Genomic DNA, 14,604 nt, shown 5'->3' with positions numbered 1-14,604 from the left:
ACCCCAGAGTAGTGAGGAAAAGACCGACTAAATACCCCACAAAGAAAAATGCCAGTCAGCTTAACTGACTGGCATTACGCAAAGTTGCGGGTTTTTTTGTACCTAAAATTCACGTTCAGACTTCGTCATGTTTCGTTCAGAAACCGTTAAGTTTTAATGTCTTATCTTACACCTCGTTCCCAACACATTTTTTAAGGACAAAAGACATGAACACTAACACTAATAAGCTAAAAACTACGCTAACTGCACTATCACTTATCACAGCTTCAGTATTTACAGTCTCAGCAGCACATGCAGCTACACAAAACGAAGTACAGTTTACCGCTGTCGATCCTGAAGGATTCGATGACAACCTCTACGGTGCAAGGTATGTGCGCTACCTGGAAGAAGTTAGCGGAAACAGCGGCGCTTACCTTATAAACCCTTATCTTCAGCGTGTATCGAGTTTATCTGGTGGTTACGCCAATTTAGATGGAGCCGACTTTTTTAATCTTGGAGCGACGTTTTACATCGATGAAAACTTAATGTTAGCAATCGAAGGGGTTCATAGGAAATGGAACAATGGCTATGGCGAATCTGATAGCACCGACATAAATGCTAAGCTGGGTTACAACTTATCACATGAGTGGCAAGTTGGCGCAGGTTTGACTTATCAGCACTTCAGCACTGAATATGCCTTCGAAGATGACGTGTTTGAAGCTAGCGGTAACGAATCTTCTGCATTAATTTTTACTCGTTACACAACTGTTGGAAAGGAGGGTAAAGGCTGGGACTTTATGGCCGAGTATATAGCTGAAAGTAATGACGTTTTTTATGGCTCAGCTCGTTACTTCTTCAATAAAGGTTTCAGTGTTGCTGGCTTGTTCACCTATTCAGATGCGCCAGACGGCTTTGTAAATGAAAAGGCTGTTGGAGTAGCACTCGATTATTGGGTCAATGAACAGTTTTCAATATCAGCAAGCTATGAAACGGATATTGATGGGGAAGAAAGCAGTGACGTTGCTTCACTTTCAGCATCCTATCGTTTCTAAGTAAGAACTCCCTGATTATTGCTATGCGTTAGCACGCGTTGATGTAAATGCAGTGAGTTAGCACTAGTCGTGTTAACTCACTCGTTTTTTAACGTGCTGATGTGGCGCAGCTGTTTGAATTACGACTCAGCATACGCGCAATACCGCTGAAAACAGCGTTAAACATAATCGTGAGATCCCGCCGCTTATTTACAGTCAAAAACAGCAGTTCATCGATTAATTACACCTTTATTTTTTCTCACCTGAATATTTTTTAATCTTTTTTACACGCCTAATCATACACTTCCTAAAAATACTGTATATCCAACCAGTTTAAACCCAGTGTTTATGCGGCCTTCACGCCTTTTTTCTACTTGACAGTGGGGATCATTGATACCTAAACTGTATCTCAGTGGGTAAATGTGGCGAATTGTGGATCAAATCATCATCACTTTGCAGATTAGTACTCAAAAAACAAGAAAACCAAGAGCAAATAATAAAAGGCTAGGGGAATGTTCCGCGGCGCTAACGCAATCAATCTGGATACAAAAGGCAGACTGGCTATACCGACGAAGTATCGTCAGTCGCTGCTGGATGATTGTCAGGGACAACTGGTCTGCACAGTCGATACACAACAAAGTTGTTTGCTACTTTACCCACTTCCCGAATGGGAAGAGATTGAGCTTAAACTATCTAAACTTTCAAGCATGATCCCAGCCGAGCGTCGCTTGCAGCGATTGCTACTAGGTTATGCTTCTGAAGGTGAGATGGATAAAAGCGGGCGCATTCTTGTTCCTACTCCACTGCGAAGTTTCGCAAAACTCTCAAAAGAAGTCATGTTAGTTGGTCAGTTAAACAAATTCGAAATTTGGGATGCCGATATTTGGGCACAACAAGTTGAAGCTGATATAGACACCGAACGCAAAGGCGAATTTGAACTTACCGAACGATTACAGGACTTTTCTCTATGACGCAGCCTAGCGAATTTAAACATATTTCAGTATTGCTTGATGAATGCATTGAAGCCCTAGCGATTAAACCGAACGGTATCTACATTGACGCCACTTTTGGCCGTGGGGGGCACTCAGCACATATTTTGGATGCATTGGGTGAACACGGGCGTCTCATCGCCTTTGACCGTGATCCGCAAGCAATCAAAGCGGCAGAACGCTTCGCTGATGATAAACGTTTTAGCATTATCCACTCACCGTTTGGTGATATGGCAGAAGAAATCGAAGCGCTGGGACTAACCGGTAAGATTGACGGTGTGCTTATGGATTTGGGGGTGTCTTCACCTCAGCTAGATGATGCCGAGCGTGGTTTTAGCTTCCTTCGTGACGGCCCGCTGGATATGCGTATGGACACCTCACGTGGACAAAGTGCTGCAGACTGGTTGGCTAACGCCGAAGAACAAGACATTACGCAGGTTATTAAAGAGTTTGGCGAAGAGAAGTTCGGCAAACGCATAGCCCATGCCATTGTAAACACGCGCAAAGAAACACCCATTACGCGCACAGCTCAGCTAGCCAAAATTATCGACGAAGCGGTTCCTGTAAAGGATAAGTTTAAACATCCGGCAACCCGTGCATTCCAAGGTATTCGCATTTATATCAATGCGGAACTTGAGCAACTTCGTGTTGGCCTTAAAGCCGCGACACAGGTGTTGGCGAAAGAAGGACGTCTTGCCGTTATTTCGTTTCACTCTCTTGAAGACCGTTTAGTAAAACGCTTCATTAAAGATCAAAGTAAAGGGAAATCAGTACCACACAACTTACCGATCACTCAGGCTGAAATAGATGCAGATAAAGTGTTAAAAGCCTTGGGCAAAGCGATAAAACCTTCAGAACAGGAGATTGCGAACAACGTTCGCTCTCGCAGTTCGGTATTACGTGTGGCAGAAAAGTTATGACCAAAGCCGCGCCAGACAAGGCCAGCACTAATTTTAAATTACTGCTAATAATTGTATCAGATTTGACCCGCAACAAGTTGCGGGTTTTGTTGTATTTAATGGTTATCACAAGTGCCATGGCAGTGACACTAAGCAGTCATCACAACAGACAGCAGGTCATTGCCCTTGAAGACCTTATGCAAGAGAAAGATGAGCTTGATGTCGAGTGGCGTAACCTAGTGCTTGAGCAACGCGCGTTGACCGAGCATAACCGCATAGAAAACCTGGTTGAAAAACAGTTAGAAATGTACCGTCCAACCGCAGACGATGAAGTAGTGGTGAAGTTAAAATGAGTACAACAGCACTTTCTCGTAAGCGTAAAAAAACCGGTGCAAAACAAAATGTAACGCCAAGCCTAGTGCACTGGCGCTTTGTCGTTGTGCTTGTTGTTATTATGCTAGTTTTCAGCGTGCTAGCCGCCCGTGCAGCCTATATTCAAGTTATTGAGCCAGACGAGCTAATTCAACAGGGCGACAACCGCACACTAAGAACCCGTGACATGCCAACCTATCGCGGGCTCATTACCGATAGAAATGGTGTTGAGCTGGCGGTGAGTGTGCCTGTTCGGGCCATCTACGCAGATCCTAAGGTTATCCATGAAAACAACGGCTTCGAGGAAGAGCGCCGTTGGGAAGCGCTGGCAGATGTACTGCGCCAAGACGTCAATGAACTCAAAGAAAAAGTGGCAAACCCCAAACGCCGCTTTGTTTACTTGCAGCGTCAGGTGTCGCCTGCCATGGCAGAGTACGTTGATAAACTGGACATTCCAGGCATTTATCTTCGCCGTGAAAGCCGCCGCTACTATCCTACAGGTGAAGTTTCAGCGCAGTTAATCGGCGTAACCGATGTTGACGACACGGGCGTTGAAGGCTTGGAACGCATGTATAACGAGTGGCTAACGGGCACGCCGGGTTCTCGTAAAATACGCCGCGATGCGAAAGGCCGTCAGGTAGAGATCTTAGAAACAAAATCAGGCGAAAAAGCCGGCGACCTGCAGCTGACTATTGATCAGCGTATTCAGGCACTTGCTTATAAAGAAATTAAAGAAGCCATGATTTATTACCAATCAAGCTCGGCTTCCGCCATTGTCATCGATGTAAAAAGCGGTGATGTGTTAGCCATGGTGAATGCACCGTCATTCAATCCGAATGACAGAAGCGATATTTCTGCGCACAGAATGCGTAACAGGGTTATTACCGATGCGTTCGAACCAGGCTCGGCGCTAAAACCGCTGGCCGTCCTTACTGCATTAGAGTTCGGTGAAGTGGAGCCTGAAGACTCAGTAAACACTCATCCAGGATGGATGCGATTAGGCGGCAGCCTAGTAAAAGATTCGCGCAACTACGGCGAACTAACGCTAGAAGAAATTATTCAGCATTCCTCAAATATGGGGACGTCGAAGCTGGCGCTTTCTGTGCCTAAACAGTTTCTGCTGGATACCTATTACAATATGGGCTTAATGAGCGATACCGGGCTTAATATGGCGGGTGAGAGTAGCGGTATCTTTCATGAGCGCAGCCGCTGGTCTGAATTTGAGCTAGCCACGCTGTCATTTGGATACGGCATTTCGGTTACCACTGCACAGTTGGGGCGTCTTTACGCAACGTTGGCGAACGGCGGTATTAAAACACCGCTTAATGTCATCAAGTCGCCAGAGCAACCTTCATGGCAGGCTCAATCTGAGCGGGTGATCAGCGAAGAAAACGCTAACGCTATTGTTCAAATGATGGAAAGCGTAACCCAGCGTGGCGGCACAGCAACAAAAGCGTCGGTACCAGGTTATCGCGTTGCTGGGAAAACAGGAACAAGCCGAAAAGCGGTGGCCGGCGGGTACGGCGAAGAGTACGTCAACATTTTCGCCGGTATCGCACCTGTGTCTGACCCCAGGCTAGTAACTATTGTATTGATCAACGAACCTGGCGGTGATTTGTATCACGCGGGGGATACCGCTGCACCTGTCTTTTCATCAATTATGGGTGGCGCACTGCACATGTTAAACGTTACGCCCGATGACAAGCAGGTTACATCTAGCCGCTTATTGAAAGGAGGTCAAAGTGGTAGTTAGTGCCTTTATTCAAAGTATAAAAGCTTTATTGGCGAAATTTGGTGTAGACGCCCCAGATATCCGCATTGAAGGTTTAACGCTAGACAGCCGAGAAGTGAATACACGCTTAGCGTTCTTGGCAATTAAGGGCCACGAACGCGATGGTCGAGATTTTATACCCCAGGCAATAAGTTTAGGGGCCCGTGTAATTCTGGCGCAAACTGAAGACAGTAGTGCCCATGGTCAGATGGAAATGCGTGACCACAGCGTCATTATCTCGCTGTATGAATTACCACAAATGCTCTCTGCATTAGCTGCTGCATTTTACGACTACCCTGCTCAGAAAATGACGACGGTAGCAGTGACAGGGACAAACGGAAAAACCTCTACAGTTCAATTGCTTACCCAGCTTAAGGATGCGTTAGGTACACGTAGTGCAAGCATCGGAACTCTAGGGAGCAGTGTGTTTGAAGGCGATGAAACCCAGTGGTCGAACACGCCGGCAGCAAACACTACGCCCGATGCCATACGTATGCAGTATTTGTTGGCAGACTTTGTGCAAAGTGAAGTGCGCCATACGGCCTTCGAAGCAAGTTCTCACGCATTGGTTCAAGGTCGGCTTGGTACAGTAAAAACCGATATCGCTGTTTTCACCAACCTTACTCGAGATCATCTCGATTACCACGGCACCATGGAAGAGTACGGCAAAGCCAAGCGCTTGCTGCTTCAGCAGCCAGGTTTAAAGGCTGTGGTATTAAACGCTAATGATGATGAAAGTAAGAAGTGGGATGGTGCAGCAGATAAGTCGATTACACGCATCTGGACAGGTATAGACGAAAGTGGTCAGGATGGAAGCGGTGAAAGTGAGTACTTGCGAGAGCATAACAATCCTCAAAGTCGCCATTGTTTCGCCACAAATGCTTCTTATCATGCAGGTGGATGTAGCTTTGAACTGGTGAGTTCGTGGGGAAGCGCTGCTATTTCGCTGCCACTATTCGGAAAGTTCAATATCAGTAATGTATTGAGTGCTATAGGTACGTTACTCGCTGAAGGTGAGCGTTTTGATGACGTGGTTAACGCGGTAAATGCAATCACGCCTGTACCCGGGCGAATGGAAGTTTTCCCTGTAACGGGTGCGGCTAACTTGGTGGTGGACTACGCGCACACACCAGACGCTCTGGAGAAAGTGCTGTTAAGCGCCAAATTCCATACAACGGGCAAAGTGTGGTGTGTGTTTGGCTGTGGCGGGGACAGAGACAAAGGCAAGCGACCGTTAATGGGGCAGGCTGCCGAGGTTGGTGCTGACGCTATTGTGATCACCACAGATAACAGTCGCAGTGAAAGCCCTGAATCTATCGCCGAGGATATCATTGCGGGTTTGAAAAACCGTGAGCTGGCAGTGTCTATTCCCGATCGCGAGCAAGCTATTCGTCATTGCCTTGAGCATGCGCATGAAAGCGACATCATCATCGTGGCCGGAAAAGGACATGAAGATTACCAAATTATCGGTGACAAAAAGACTAACTATAACGAACGTGCAGTTGTGGCGCGACTGCAACAGGAGTACAGCAAATGATAACAACAACGCTGTCATGGATAGCCGAAAAGGTTAATGGAAAATTATTGAAAGGCGCTGCTGACGTTGAAGTGTCTGCAGTAAGTACCGATACCCGCACCCTAGAAGATGGCGCAGTTTACTTGGCCTTGAAAGGTCCGAATTTTAACGGCCATGATTTTATTTCAACGGCGGAGAAAGCGGGAGCAAGTGCGGTTATTGCCAGTGAAGACGTAGCAACCTCGTTACCTGTCATCATGGTTGAAGATACCAAAGAAGCACTTGGTCTATTAGGTGCGGCAGTAAAAGCTTATGTGGCGCCCAAAACGATTGCGATTACCGGAAGCAGTGGCAAAACCACCGTAAAGGAAATGTGTGCCGCTATTTTGGAGCGAAGAGGCAATGTATTAGCCACAAACGGTAACTTCAACAATGATATCGGTGTGCCGCTAACCCTTCTACGCCTTGAACCTCAGCATGAATATGCAGTGATGGAGTTAGGCGCAAATCACATTGGTGAAATCGCCTATACCACGAACCTTGTTAAGCCGGACGTCGCGACTATCGTAAACGCCGCCGCTTCTCATCTAGAAGGCTTTGGAAGTTTGCTAGGTGTAGCGCGCGCCAAAAGTGAAATTTTTAAAGGCTTAGGCAGTGACGGCGTGGCGGTAGTCAATGTTGATAGCCAGTTTTCTGAATTTTGGCAAGGCAAACTTAAACAGACCAAAACGCTAACGTTTTCGCCCCAGCAGAAAAACGATGCTGATTTTAGAGCAGAAGATATCACTATTGGGCTAGATGGGTGCGCCGCATTCCACTTGGTTTGCCCGCAAGGAGATATGTCTATTCAGCTTACTATTCCTGGCGTTCACAACGTGGGGAATGCCCTTGTCGCTGCGGCATTAACGCTGCAAGTTGGCGCCACACTAGAAAACGTGCGCGACGGCTTACTTGCCATGAAGCAAGTTAGCGGCCGCTTGAATGTAAAGCAGCTTACCGAACAGGTTCGGCTGTTAGATGACACCTACAACGCCAACGTGGCGTCTGTAAATGCGGCAATTGATACGCTAAGTAGCTTTTCAGGTATCCGCGTTCTTGTTCTAGGCGACATGAAAGAGTTGGGTGAAAAAGCGCGTTTTTACCACGAGCAGGTGGGGGAATACGCTAAACAAAAAGGAATTAATTACCTGTATACCATGGGTGTTTTGAGTCAATCAGCCAGTGCTGTGTTTAATGAAAATGGTGGCCATTTCAGCGATGTTGAAAGTTTGTTGGCCGCAATGGAGAGTGATTTGTTAGTGCAGCAGCGCGATATTTCAATTTTAGTTAAAGGTTCACGCAGTTCCAGAATGGAACGTGTGGTAGAGGCGGTAGAGGCCTCTGCGCTGGGAAAGCACGATAGCCGTCGGGAGCGAATAGCATGTTAATTTGGCTAGCCGACTGGCTGACACAATTCGATTCAGGGTTTAACGTATTTTCATACCTTACCCTTCGTGCAATTTTAAGCACGCTGACCGCATTGCTTATTGCCATTCTTATTGGCCCTAAGATGATTCGTTACTTGCAGCGTATGCAAATTGGTCAAACCGTACGTGACGATGGCCCGCAAAGCCATTTGTCAAAATCAGGCACACCCACTATGGGCGGGTTACTTATACTCGCAGCAATTGTAGTAAGCGGTCTGCTTTGGGCTGACCTGACTAACCGTTATGTTTTGGTAACCCTTACCGTGGTTGTGGCCTACGGTATTATTGGGTTTGTTGACGACTACAGAAAAGTGATCCGCAAAGATTCGAAGGGGCTTATCGCCCGTTGGAAATATTTCTGGCAATCTGTGGTTGCGTTAGGCGTCGCATTCTATCTATACAGCAGTGCAACAATAAGCGCTGAAACCTCACTACTGGTGCCTTTCTTCAAAGAAGTGTTCCCGCAGTTAGGTGCGTTCTTCATCATTATTACCTACTTTGCCATTGTAGGCACAAGTAACGCGGTAAACCTTACCGATGGATTGGATGGACTTGCCATTGTGCCCACTATATTGGTGGCAGGCGCATTTGCCATTTTCGCCTATGTGACAGGTAATGCGAACTTTGCTGAATACCTGAATATTCCTCATATTCCGCTTACCAGCGAACTGGTGATTGTGTGTACCGCCATGGTCGGTGCAGGCTTAGGCTTTTTATGGTTTAACACGTATCCGGCACAAGTATTTATGGGTGACGTTGGCTCACTAGCGCTAGGCGGCACACTAGGTGTGTTAGCTGTATTAGTGCGCCAAGAACTCGTGTTAATCATCATGGGTGGTGTTTTTGTTATGGAAACCCTGTCGGTCATCCTTCAGGTAGGTTCTTACAAATTGCGTGGCCAGCGTATTTTTCGTATGGCGCCTATTCACCATCATTATGAATTGAAGGGCTGGCCAGAGCCGCGCGTAATAGTGCGTTTTTGGATCATTTCAATCATTTTGGTGTTGGTGGGTCTTGCTACCCTCAAACTTAGATAAGCGGTAAAGAGATAAATCGTAATGTCGTATAACGTACGTGAGCATAGTTATGTAGTCGGTGGCCTAGGTGTTACAGGTCAGGCTTGCGTGCGCTTTTTTTTGCAAAAGCAGGCAACGGTTAAAGCATTTGATACCCGTGCTAATTTTACTCTAGTTACCGACCCTGATTCTGATCTTGATACCGACATGCAAGCGTTTATGGCAGAGAAGGTCACTTGCACTGCTCTAAGCGAAGATTACTTTGATGGTGTAGACACCTTGGTGTTAAGCCCGGGGCTTGCTCTGAATATTGAACAAGTGGCTTTGGCGCAAAAGTGTGGTGTTGAGGTGATCGGCGACGTGGAATTGTTTGCCCGATTAAATGCCTCCACGAGTGATGCTATGCCAGCTAAGCGCGTAGTAGGTATAACCGGCTCTAACGGTAAAACCACGGTTACTTTATTAGTGAACCATCTGCTCAAAAGCTGCGGCGTAGAAAGTATTGAAGCGGGTAACGTAGGTCGCCCTGTGCTTGAAGCGCTTCAAAGTGATGCAGATGTAGTGGTGATGGAGTTATCAAGTTTTCAACTTGAAACAACGTCTAGCTTGGTGCTCGAAGCTGCAACTGTCCTTAATATTTCCGATGATCACCTAGACCGTCACGGTACCCTTGAAGCCTATATCGATGCCAAGCATCGCATTTTTGATAACGCGAAATCTGCGGTTGTGTGGCGAGACGGTGAGTTTGTAGCGCCAGACGAGCAGATTATTGCTGACGCTAAGGGTAATGCTGCATCAAATGCAGTATCTGATGGCGAATCTAATGCTGTATCTAATGCCGAATTTAATGAAGACGCGCTAGCGTCAAAAAATATCGTTGAATATGGACTGGGAGAGTCGACCACAGGGTTTGCGATTGCGTCTTTTAACGGTGACGATAGTGCTCGTGACGATGAACAAAGTCTATATATAACGTTTAAAGGCGAAAAGCTTATTGCCCTTAGCGATATTCATTTGGCGGGCATGCACAACGTACTAAACATCATGGCTGCATTGGGTATCTGCCTTCAGCTAGGTGTTTCGCCAGCGCTCGCGGTTAAACATCTACACAGTTTTAAAGCTGCACCACATCGGTGTGTGGAAATAGCCCGCGTAAACGACATCCGCTATATCGACGATTCCAAAGCAACCAACATTGGCGCCACGGTAGCTGCCCTTGAAGGGTTAGCTCCGACTATACAAGGGAAGCTCATTCTTATTGCAGGTGGTGACGCTAAAGGCGCTGATATAGCCAGCCTCTCGCCTTATCTAACTAAATATGTATCGCACGTGTTTGCTTTGGGCAAAGATGCACACCTGTTTGAAAAGAGTTTTGCGCATACAACTCGTGTGGCAACGATGAAAGACGCCGTAAAAGCAGCAACAAGACTTGCTGCCCCTGGTGATGTTGTGCTGCTTTCGCCTGCGTGTGCAAGTTTAGATATGTTTAAGAACTATATGCATCGCGGTGACGTGTTTAAACAAGATGTACACGACCTACTTAATCTACACAGTAAGAACGACGACGCTGTGGAGGCCACATAATGATTGCTGCCTCTACCAAACTTAGCGCGTTATTTGCCGCGAAGCACGACGGACAACCTTCGGCAACGCACCCCTATGACGTGACGCTTATCTTAATTGCGCTCGCGCTAATGAGTATTGGCATTATTATCGTCACCTCGGCGTCGATGCCGGTGGCCGATAGGCTGCACGACAACCCCTTCTATTTTGCTATTCGCCACGGTATTTACATTGTTGGGGCGATCGTTGCCGCTATGGTAGTGCTGAATTTGCCCATGCAGTTTTGGCGCATGACCAATCCCTATCTTCTGCTCGCGGCCATCGCGCTATTGTTAGCAGTTCTGGTAGTGGGAAGAACTGTAAACGGGAGTACCCGTTGGTTGGCGATTGGGCCTATAACCATTCAAGCTGCCGAGCCTGCTAAGCTCTTTTTCTTTGCCTATTTGGCGGGTTATCTGGTTCGCCGCTACGAAGAAGTGACCGAAAATCTAAAAGGATTTATTAAACCCCTTGTCGTGTTCTTTGCGTTAGCGATGCTATTACTGCTACAGCCAGACTTAGGTACCGTCGTTGTGATGTTTGCAACCACGATTGGCTTGCTGTTTTTAGCGGGTGCACGACTTTGGCAGTTCTTCGCACTGGTGTTTGCAGGCATATTGGCGGTTGTAGCGCTTATCGTGTTTGAAGAATACCGAATGAAACGGGTTACCTCCTTTTTAGACCCTTGGGCTGATCCGTTTGGCGCTGGTTATCAGCTAACCCAGTCTTTGATGGCCTATGGCCGCGGTAACTGGTTTGGGCAAGGCCTAGGCAATAGTTTGCAAAAACTGGAATTCTTACCCGAAGCACACACTGACTTTGTTATGGCCATCTTAGCGGAAGAGTTAGGCTTTGTTGGTGTGCTTGCCGTACTCGGCCTAATTTTGTGGATGGTGTTGCGTGCGCTGAGCATTGGAAATAAGGCACTTGAAAAAGGGCGAGCGTTTGATGGTTACATGGCTTACAGCATAGGCATCTGGTTCAGTTTCCAAACGGCGGTAAATATTGGTGCAAGCGCAGGTATTCTGCCAACAAAAGGGTTAACACTGCCGTTAGTTAGCTACGGCGGCTCGTCACTTATCATCATGTCAGTAGCAGTAGCCATATTACTTCGTATCGATTTTGAATTACGGGTTGATGGCGTACAGGCGATTGGCCGGGGCGACAGCAAATCCGGTAAGAGCAAGGCCCGCCGTAAAAAGCCTATTCCTACAAGCGCGTCGCAAACTAAAGCGTCACAAGCTGAAGGTGAGGCAAGTGTAGAGAGTGGGGCCGATGAAGCGGATTTTTCTACAGCGACGGTTGAAGCTAAACCTAGCGCCAAAACATCAAGTGCAGAAGATGAAGGAAAAGCTGGCATTAAAGCTATACTCGCGCGGGTAGCGCAGGAGGCTGATAATGGCTAAGCGTTGCTTAATTATGGCTGGCGGTACAGGCGGGCATGTTTTCCCAGGCCTTGCAGTGGCAAACGCGCTTCGAAAGGAAGGTTGGGACATTCATTGGCTAGGCACCGCCGAGCGGATGGAAGCGCAAGTTGTGCCTAAGCACGACATACCTATTCACTTTATTCCGGTAAAAGGGCTTCGTGGCAAAGGTGTTACGGCACGTCTTCAAGGTGCTGTTGCGTTAGTTAAAAGCTTATTTTCTGCAAGGCGAATTATAAAGCGCCTTCAACCTGATATCGTTGTTGGGTTTGGCGGTTACGCTAGCGGCCCTGGTGGGGTTGCTGCAAAAAGCTTAGGTATTCCCGTTATTGTGCATGAACAAAATGCGGCGGCAGGCATGACCAATAAGCTTCTTAGTAAATTCGCAAGTCGCGTGCTTCTGGGCTTTGACGATGCCAAAGAACAATTTTCAGGTGGCGCTACTAAGGTGCATACTGTGGGCAATCCTGTTCGTGATGAAATTTGGCAGGTGAAGCCCAAATCTGTAGACATTGACGCAGACGCTCGTGAAAACACCACAGAGCATAAACAAGGCCTTAATTTACTTGTTGTAGGCGGCAGTTTAGGCGCACAAATTCTCAATGAAACCGTGCCGGAGACTTGCGGGGTGCTAGAAGGTTTATCAATAAAACACCAGTGCGGTAAAGGCAACAGTGAAGGTGTCATTAAAGCCTACACGTCGGTGGGCGCAGATATGTCGAAAATCGATGTCAGTGACTTTATTGATGACATGGCCGCAGCTTATGAATGGGCAGACTTTGTTGTCTGTAGAGCCGGTGCGCTTACGGTAAGTGAAGTTGCAGCTGCCGGACGCGCGGCGATTTTCGTACCGCTACCTTTTGCGGTAGACGATCACCAAACAAAAAATGCGCAGTCGTTAGTTAAGCAAAATGCGGCACTGATGATTGCTCAATCTGTATTAAAAGAAAATTTAGGGCAGGCGGTGCGTCAGTGGTTACAACACCCTGAAGACTGCTTAAAGATGGGCGCTGTAGCAAAAACATGTGCAAGCACTCATGCCACGGAAAATGTAGTAAGCCACGTAAAAAGCGTGGTAGGAGTAGGGGACTAATGGTTTTTAAAACCCCATTTGAAAGCCCGCAAATGCGCAGGGTTAAAAATATATTCTTTATTGGTATCGGCGGTGCCGGTATGGGTGGTATTGCCGAAGTATTATTAAACGAAGGTTATGCTATTGCTGGCTCTGACATTCAAGAAGGGCCAATGACACAGCGGCTAAGCGAATTAGGTGCTGATGTGAAAATAGGCCACCGTGCGGAAAATGTTGAAGGCATGGACGTTATTGTGGTGTCTAGCGCCATCAACGAGCAAAACCCAGAGATTATCGTGGCTCGTGAAAAGCGCATTCCGATTATTCGCCGTGCAGAAATGCTGGCAGAATTGATGCGATTCCGCCACGGTATTGCGGTGGCGGGTACCCACGGCAAAACGACCACAACCAGTTTAATTTCAACGATTTTCGCAGAAGCGGAGTATGACCCTACGTTTGTTATCGGCGGTTTGCTTAACAGTGCTGGTACGAATGCGCGTTTGGGTAAAAGCCGTTATCTTATAGCAGAGGCTGACGAGAGCGATGCGTCCTTCCTTCACTTGCAGCCGATGGTTTCCGTGGTGACCAATATTGAAGCCGACCATATGGATACTTATGGTGGCGATTTCTCAAAGGTGAAAGATACCTTTGTTGATTTCTTGTCGAACCTACCCTTTTACGGGCAGGCCATCGTGTGCGGTGACGATGCAAATATTCAAGAGATTCGCCCTCGTATAGGCCGAAGTATTCTGACCTACGGTTTTGAATCTCACAATGACTATCGCGCAGAAAATGTTTCACTGTCATTCGGTAAAGCGAATTTTACGGTTATTCGCCCAGAACGCGAACCGTTAGATATAACGCTGAACCTCACCGGTAACCACAATGTGCTTAATGCGCTTGCCGCTATCGCTGTAGCAACGGATGAAGGTGTAGATGACGACGCTATCATTCGCGCACTAGCTAGTTTTGGCGGCATAGGTCGTCGTTTCGAGCAGCTAGGTACGTTTACTACCAGTAAGGGCGAGGTGTGTTTGGTGGATGACTATGGTCACCACCCAACCGAAGTAAGAGCGACTATCGCTGCGGCTCGTGCAAACTGGCCTGATAAGCGCTTGGTTATGGTTTATCAACCACATCGCTTTACGCGAACCCGCGACCTTTACGAAGACTTTGTTGAAGTACTGTCGAGTGTTGATGCCTTGTTGCTTCTGGATGTTTACGCAGCCAGTGAACAACCTATTGAAGGCGCTGACAGTAAAGCGTTGTGCCGCTCCATTCGTCAGCGTGGTCAAATCGAGCCTGTATACGTAGGTGACAAAGACGCCTTACCAGCTATTTTGGCGAATATCATGCAAGATGGCGACATCGTCATGACACAAGGGGCGGGCAACATCGGACAAATTGCTAAGCTCTTAGCTCGTCACGCGCTAGAGCCGATCACACTTGCAAAGGAAGGGGAATAGG

At 47.3% G+C, this 14,604-nt stretch carries 12 protein-coding genes; all 12 read left to right on the top strand.

Annotated features, from left to right (window positions below; genetic code table 11):
* The first annotated feature begins 206 nt into the window (after positions 1–206).
* Entirely contained in the window at positions 207–1,031 is an 825-nt protein-coding gene (locus tag QME20_RS16645; protein ID WP_281716278.1) for a hypothetical protein, read from the top strand.
* Positions 1,032–1,522: 491 nt separating this feature from the next.
* Positions 1,523–1,981 (top strand): division/cell wall cluster transcriptional repressor MraZ, encoded by a 459-nt coding sequence (mraZ, locus tag QME20_RS16640; protein WP_012519465.1) that lies wholly within the window; start codon positions 1,523–1,525, stop codon positions 1,979–1,981.
* Positions 1,978–2,919 carry a 16S rRNA (cytosine(1402)-N(4))-methyltransferase RsmH gene (rsmH, locus tag QME20_RS16635; protein ID WP_014950437.1) on the top strand — a complete coding sequence of 314 codons (942 nt, stop codon included), beginning with the start codon at positions 1,978–1,980 and terminating at the stop codon, positions 2,917–2,919. Before mraZ ends, rsmH begins: the two co-directional genes overlap by 4 nt.
* Positions 2,916–3,251: a cell division protein FtsL gene (gene ftsL / locus QME20_RS16630; protein WP_014950436.1), complete on the top strand. Its 336-nt coding sequence runs from the start codon at positions 2,916–2,918 to the stop codon at positions 3,249–3,251. The genes rsmH and ftsL overlap by 4 nt, the downstream gene beginning before the upstream one ends.
* Positions 3,248–5,023, top strand: a complete 1,776-nt coding sequence (locus QME20_RS16625; protein ID WP_281716277.1) for a penicillin-binding transpeptidase domain-containing protein — start codon at positions 3,248–3,250, stop codon at positions 5,021–5,023. The genes ftsL and QME20_RS16625 overlap by 4 nt, the downstream gene beginning before the upstream one ends.
* Positions 5,013–6,578, top strand: a complete 1,566-nt coding sequence (locus QME20_RS16620) for a UDP-N-acetylmuramoyl-L-alanyl-D-glutamate--2,6-diaminopimelate ligase (protein WP_281716276.1) — start codon at positions 5,013–5,015, stop codon at positions 6,576–6,578. Before QME20_RS16625 ends, QME20_RS16620 begins: the two co-directional genes overlap by 11 nt.
* A complete protein-coding gene (murF, locus tag QME20_RS16615) occupies positions 6,575–7,984 on the top strand; it encodes a UDP-N-acetylmuramoyl-tripeptide--D-alanyl-D-alanine ligase (RefSeq protein ID WP_014977225.1) in 1,410 nt (469 codons plus the stop codon). Before QME20_RS16620 ends, murF begins: the two co-directional genes overlap by 4 nt.
* The gene (gene mraY, locus QME20_RS16610; RefSeq protein ID WP_014950432.1) at positions 7,978–9,060 is read left to right on the top strand and encodes a phospho-N-acetylmuramoyl-pentapeptide-transferase; all 1,083 of its coding nucleotides are present in this window, start codon (positions 7,978–7,980) and stop codon (positions 9,058–9,060) included. Before murF ends, mraY begins: the two co-directional genes overlap by 7 nt.
* 21 nt (positions 9,061–9,081) lie before the next feature.
* Complete coding sequence (murD, locus tag QME20_RS16605; protein ID WP_156086810.1) at positions 9,082–10,623, top strand: UDP-N-acetylmuramoyl-L-alanine--D-glutamate ligase; 1,542 nt, start codon at positions 9,082–9,084, stop codon at positions 10,621–10,623.
* Positions 10,623–12,047 carry a cell division protein FtsW gene (gene ftsW / locus QME20_RS16600; protein ID WP_049586055.1) on the top strand — a complete coding sequence of 475 codons (1,425 nt, stop codon included), beginning with the start codon at positions 10,623–10,625 and terminating at the stop codon, positions 12,045–12,047. The genes murD and ftsW overlap by 1 nt, the downstream gene beginning before the upstream one ends.
* A complete protein-coding gene (gene murG / locus QME20_RS16595; RefSeq protein ID WP_014950429.1) occupies positions 12,040–13,158 on the top strand; it encodes an undecaprenyldiphospho-muramoylpentapeptide beta-N-acetylglucosaminyltransferase in 1,119 nt (372 codons plus the stop codon). The genes ftsW and murG overlap by 8 nt, the downstream gene beginning before the upstream one ends.
* Positions 13,158–14,603, top strand: coding sequence for a UDP-N-acetylmuramate--L-alanine ligase (murC, locus tag QME20_RS16590; protein ID WP_014950428.1), 1,446 nt, complete (start codon positions 13,158–13,160; stop codon positions 14,601–14,603). Before murG ends, murC begins: the two co-directional genes overlap by 1 nt.
* Position 14,604: the final 1 nt, after the last annotated feature.

The organism is Alteromonas sp. CyTr2 (assembly GCF_947311905.1).
In the GTDB taxonomy this organism is placed as follows: domain Bacteria; phylum Pseudomonadota; class Gammaproteobacteria; order Enterobacterales; family Alteromonadaceae; genus Alteromonas; species Alteromonas macleodii.
The sequence above is the reverse complement of the archived record's forward strand: the minus strand, read 5'-3'. Positions and strand labels throughout refer to the sequence as shown.

Excerpts from the sequence above, each read along its gene's own strand:
- QME20_RS16645 (WP_281716278.1), top strand. The coding sequence starts at position 207 with ATGAACACTAACACTAATAAGCTAAAAACTACGCTAACTGCACTATCA.
- mraZ (WP_012519465.1), top strand. The coding sequence starts at position 1,523 with ATGTTCCGCGGCGCTAACGCAATCAATCTGGATACAAAAGGCAGACTG.
- rsmH (WP_014950437.1), top strand. The coding sequence starts at position 1,978 with ATGACGCAGCCTAGCGAATTTAAACATATTTCAGTATTGCTTGATGAA.
- ftsL (WP_014950436.1), top strand. The coding sequence starts at position 2,916 with ATGACCAAAGCCGCGCCAGACAAGGCCAGCACTAATTTTAAATTACTG.
- QME20_RS16625 (WP_281716277.1), top strand. The coding sequence starts at position 3,248 with ATGAGTACAACAGCACTTTCTCGTAAGCGTAAAAAAACCGGTGCAAAA.
- murF (WP_014977225.1), top strand. The coding sequence starts at position 6,575 with ATGATAACAACAACGCTGTCATGGATAGCCGAAAAGGTTAATGGAAAA.
- mraY (WP_014950432.1), top strand. The coding sequence starts at position 7,978 with ATGTTAATTTGGCTAGCCGACTGGCTGACACAATTCGATTCAGGGTTT.
- murD (WP_156086810.1), top strand. The coding sequence starts at position 9,082 with ATGTCGTATAACGTACGTGAGCATAGTTATGTAGTCGGTGGCCTAGGT.
- ftsW (WP_049586055.1), top strand. The coding sequence starts at position 10,623 with ATGATTGCTGCCTCTACCAAACTTAGCGCGTTATTTGCCGCGAAGCAC.
- murG (WP_014950429.1), top strand. The coding sequence starts at position 12,040 with ATGGCTAAGCGTTGCTTAATTATGGCTGGCGGTACAGGCGGGCATGTT.
- murC (WP_014950428.1), top strand. The coding sequence starts at position 13,158 with ATGGTTTTTAAAACCCCATTTGAAAGCCCGCAAATGCGCAGGGTTAAA.